Consider the following 4,393-nt stretch of genomic DNA (forward strand, 5'->3'; position numbering starts at 1 on the left):
AAGCTCAGGTAATATAATAGTAAAACGCAACAAGGGTTTTAAAACGGAAGTATTTGCTGTCATAGTTGTGCTCGATCTTAATAATTGCAGCAATACTAAAAACCGAAACTTAAGAAATCCTGAGTCTAAACTCAATATTGGCTAAACTATGGAAACTTAAGCAAGTCTTAAGTAAAACTTAAGCTATATGGCGTAACCTAATGATGAAGATGCATTTCAGGTGAATGAGTAACACATGAAGTTATTAATAATTGAAGATTCAGCGTCACTAAGGCGTAGTTTACGAATTGGCTTAGCAAATCTAGGCTTTGCGGTTGATGACACCGGTGATGGTGCACAAGGGCTGAGTATGGCGATGACAGGTGAGTATGAGCTTATAATACTTGATATTATGTTACCGAGTATCGATGATATTACTTTATTGCAAACCATAAGAACCAAACAGCTTGATTCTAAAGTCTTAATTTTGTCAGCTAAGCAAGAACCTGAAGACCGTGTTTTAGGGCTTTTAACAGGAGCGGATGATTATCTGACTAAACCCTTTTCATTTGATGAGCTCCACGCTCGACTGCTAAATTTAATGCGCCGTGGAGGATTGAAGATGATGAGTGATATCATAACTATTGATAATTTAGCACTGAATTTACAGTTAAAACTGCTAAAAGTTGCTGACAATGTTATCGACTTAACACCCAACGAGTACAAAATTGTCGAATGTTTATTTAGCAATCAAAATAAAGTGTTTAGTGCAGAAAAGCTAAGTACCTACCTTGCAGGGCAATATGATTTGATATCAAAGAACTCGATTGAAGCCCATTTATCATCTGCTCGCAAAAAAGTAAGAGTTGCAGGAGGGGAGCTGCCAATTCAGACCAAACGTGGTTTTGGTTATATTGTACAAGGACAATAATGAAATCTATTCGCAGTAGATTAGTTGTTACACTTTCGGTAACTATAACTAGCTTTGTTTTATGCATTTTGTTGGCAACCGACATTGCTGTTGATAGTTGGATAGATAATGAGTTTGATCGCAGCCTGCAATCCAAAGCAGGTATGTTAATGACCTTAGTACATAAAACTAATGAAGGTTTTTCGTTTCACTTTTCTAGTGAGTTTTTGCCCGAGTTCGAAGGGGAAATAGAGCCTGAGTACTTTCAATTATGGAGCAAAGAAAGTGTTTTTACCCGCTCAAAAAGTTTAGATTTATTTGAAGTTAAAAACCTACCATATGAAAGCTTAGAAATTGGCGAGTCAAAAATACTCCCTATACAATTATCTGATGGCCGAGATGGTCGGGTGTTTTATAGTCGTTTTATACCACAAGAAAAAGACAATATATCAGTAGACACATATAAAAAAACAAATGATGAGCCACTGACTTTAGCTTATGCAGCGTCTTCTGAGGAAGTTGATTTTGTACTTTGGTTGATTGACGTTATTTTTATAGTCACCATAATTACAGTTATTGTATTTATTCGATTATTTGTCAGGAAGGCGATAGATACATCACTTGCGCCATTAATTAAACTCAACCAAGATATCAGTCAGTTAAGTATTACCAGTGAAGGCTCACAGATATTTATACAAGATCCAGTTAAAGAGCTCTTGCCTATTGTTGAAAGCTTAAATGCTTTTATTAAAGAGAATAGACAACTTTACCTAAGGGAAAAGCGACTTACATCCGATATTGCCCATGAAATAAAAACGCCCATTGCCGAACTTATAAATATGGCAGAAGTTGCTATCAGGTTTCCAAATGAGATTGAGCTCAATGAGGATTTTAAGCCTGAAGCGTTGAAAATAAGTTTACGGCTTAAAAATATCGTGTCGAACTTATTGCTATTACATAAATACAGTAATGGTAAGCTAATCAAACAAGATGCTTGTGATTTAAATCAAGTCATTACCAGAGTCTTAGAAAACACTGATTTATCGCGTGTAAATTTGGAGTTGAATGAGAATGCACCAGCAATTATAAGCAACTTGTTTGCCCTCGAATCAATTATTAGCAATTTAGTTAACAACGCTAAACAATACAGCCCACTAAATTCAAAAATTTTAGTTTCGACAATGATTTCAAAAGAAAAACTTTTATTTTTGTCAGTTACTAACTCCCTTATTGAACCTTTGAGTGATAATGATATAGACCAATTATTTGACCCTTTATGGCAAAAAGACACTTCAAGAACATCGAATGATAACTTTGGATTGGGGTTATCAATCGCTAAAACGCTTAGTAAAGCAATTGATGCGCAATTAAGTGCAGAAGTTAGTGACAGAAAAATCACATTCTCTTTAGCCTTAAACACTGATTAGTTTATTTAGCCCTACATAGAAATAAAGGCTGGGGAATGCAATTATGTGATGAGGCTCCTAAATACTTAATTGTACTGGTAGCTATCAAACAATCAACTCCGTTTCTGCGGCTTAGCAGGATGTTGTTATCACTATACATTTTACAGATCCGCCCTCCGGCTCTAACTCGTTTTTGTCCAAAAACGAGTTTACCCGACCGACCGCTTATCGCTCAAAGCCGACCTATAGAGTAATTGCTTTAACACGTTTCGGGGCAGAAATGAGTTAAACCGGAAAGACAGCTTATGGCACAGAGCCGTCCTTCGGCTCTAACTCATTTATGTCCATAAAACGAGTTACGCCTGAAGGTCTAATTTTTACACAGCCCGGGCACATAGCAGCCAGCTAAACTAGGCAGTATTTTTATAAGGTTGGCTTTATAAAGCTTGTATTTGGTTACTTTATGCTAACTTATAAGCTTCAATATTATGCCAAGTGATACTTCACTTGCTACGCTGAAGCCCAGTAAAAAGGTATGTTCTTATGCCAGTTGCTTCAAACAACAACGGCCTATTAATAACTATTGTAAATCACTAAATTTATCGTCAAAATATTAACTACAAATCCTGCATTGCTTTTAAAACGGATATACTTGCCGCCTCGGTATTTAATTCTGCTCTATACTTCTTGTTTAAATCTTTTAATTTTTCTGAAAGTAAACCTAACTCTTCAAGGTAACCTGAAGACATTGAGCCAACTACATCAGTACCCGTATTAGATTTCATTTTTACAACAGTTATTAAGTGACTCAACATATCAACTAATTGAGCAGTTATTTGTGACTGAGCCCGAGCTGTCAGTATCTTAGTACCGGTAACTCTATCACCATTTAAGTAACCAAGTACCTTGGCATAATTAAGATTGGCAATTTGCATTAAAGCTTTCTCTTCATTAGTTATCGCTTGAGAACTCCGTGATACCAATTTCTCTCCCAACCTATCAGCTGTCTCACTAAATATTTGTTCCAACCCCCGGTGTTGCACACTAGTAATTGCGGGGTTTAGGCACAGGGGATCAGAAGAGCTTTGTGTGCATACATAAATCTTAATCGTTCCTGTATCACTCCCCTCAAAAACATCTTCTAATGAAACAGTCGGCTCCATTGGTTTTAAAGTTATTCCAGAGTTATTGTTATTGGTATTTCCTGACTTTTGAGAAATTACAGTTCCCGTTAGTGACATTAAAAGGTTTCTGAGATTTAAACCAGATAGACCAGGGATATCATGAGTGAAGTTTTTAACATCGGCACTCGATAAAACCTTAAAAGCTGTATTTACCTCTATATCAACTCCCATTTTTGCCGCTTTATTTGCAGCATTATCAGTATCTCCTTTTTGCGTTAAAGCCTCACCTCTATCGGTCAACCACCCATTTGTGTCGTCAGCTAGCTTTTCTAGCGCTCCAAACTCCATAGCCTTAGTAAATGTTGACTTAGCATCTCCACCATCTAAACCTTCTAGAAATGCAACTGACTTCTCACAACCATTTGCAGTTAGCTCATTAAATTCATCTAATTTATTTTGAAGGGTTTGCATTAGGTCAGAACATGATGGGCAGACTGAGCCAAGAGCTAAGTTAAATGCATATGAAGGCACACCTTGAGCAATGGCCCTACCCATTTGCACTAATTGATCTGAGTTAATTACGCTGAAACTTCCAGCAAAAAAATCGATGCCTCCACAACCACCTGAAAGCCTAGGGGGTGCAAAAGAAACTGGTTGAGTTCTAATATTTTTTACACGATATGATGCACCACCAAAGCTAACACCATTTCTTGTTGGTGTATTTACAGTCGTTGCGCTATTTGTTTGAAATGAAACCGCATCAGTAAAAACCTGCTCCATCACGGAAGATGCTTTAATACTGCTCGATGAAACGGCAGCTACAGCCAAGAGAGTTAGTTTGAACTTATTCATTTACTTCACCTTTGATGATGTTGAAATATTTATATCTTCTAAGCGCTTTCTCAATAACTCAGATAGAACAACAGGGTTGTCTTCTAATTTTTTCTTTTCTATCAGTATTGGTTCTTTTGAGT

3 protein-coding genes are annotated in these 4,393 nt (G+C 36.8%); 2 read left to right on the top strand and 1 reads right to left on the bottom strand.

Annotated elements, in window-relative coordinates:
- Window positions 1-235 precede the first annotated feature (235 nt).
- Window positions 236-910 carry a response regulator transcription factor gene (locus P20439_RS03360; RefSeq protein WP_008464632.1) on the top strand — a complete coding sequence of 225 codons (675 nt, stop codon included), beginning with the start codon at window positions 236-238 and terminating at the stop codon, window positions 908-910.
- Window positions 910-2,316, top strand: a complete 1,407-nt coding sequence (locus tag P20439_RS03365) for a HAMP domain-containing sensor histidine kinase (protein WP_008464634.1) — start codon at window positions 910-912, stop codon at window positions 2,314-2,316. The genes P20439_RS03360 and P20439_RS03365 overlap by 1 nt, the downstream gene beginning before the upstream one ends.
- A gap of 596 nt (window positions 2,317-2,912) precedes the next feature.
- Here the strand turns inward: P20439_RS03365 and P20439_RS03370 are convergent.
- The gene (locus tag P20439_RS03370) at window positions 2,913-4,271 is read right to left on the bottom strand and encodes a conjugal transfer protein TraH (protein ID WP_008464635.1); all 1,359 of its coding nucleotides are present in this window, start codon (window positions 4,269-4,271) and stop codon (window positions 2,913-2,915) included.
- Window positions 4,272-4,393 lie beyond the last annotated feature (122 nt).

It is taken from the genome of Pseudoalteromonas sp. BSi20439, assembly GCF_000241165.1.
In the GTDB taxonomy this organism is placed as follows: domain Bacteria; phylum Pseudomonadota; class Gammaproteobacteria; order Enterobacterales; family Alteromonadaceae; genus Pseudoalteromonas.

Bases quoted from the DNA above. Each gene is read 5' to 3' on its own strand.
- P20439_RS03360 (WP_008464632.1), top strand. From the start codon at position 236: ATGAAGTTATTAATAATTGAAGATTCAGCGTCACTAAGGCGTAGTTTA.
- P20439_RS03365 (WP_008464634.1), top strand. From the start codon at position 910: ATGAAATCTATTCGCAGTAGATTAGTTGTTACACTTTCGGTAACTATA.
- P20439_RS03370 (WP_008464635.1), bottom strand. From the start codon at position 4,271: ATGAATAAGTTCAAACTAACTCTCTTGGCTGTAGCTGCCGTTTCATCG.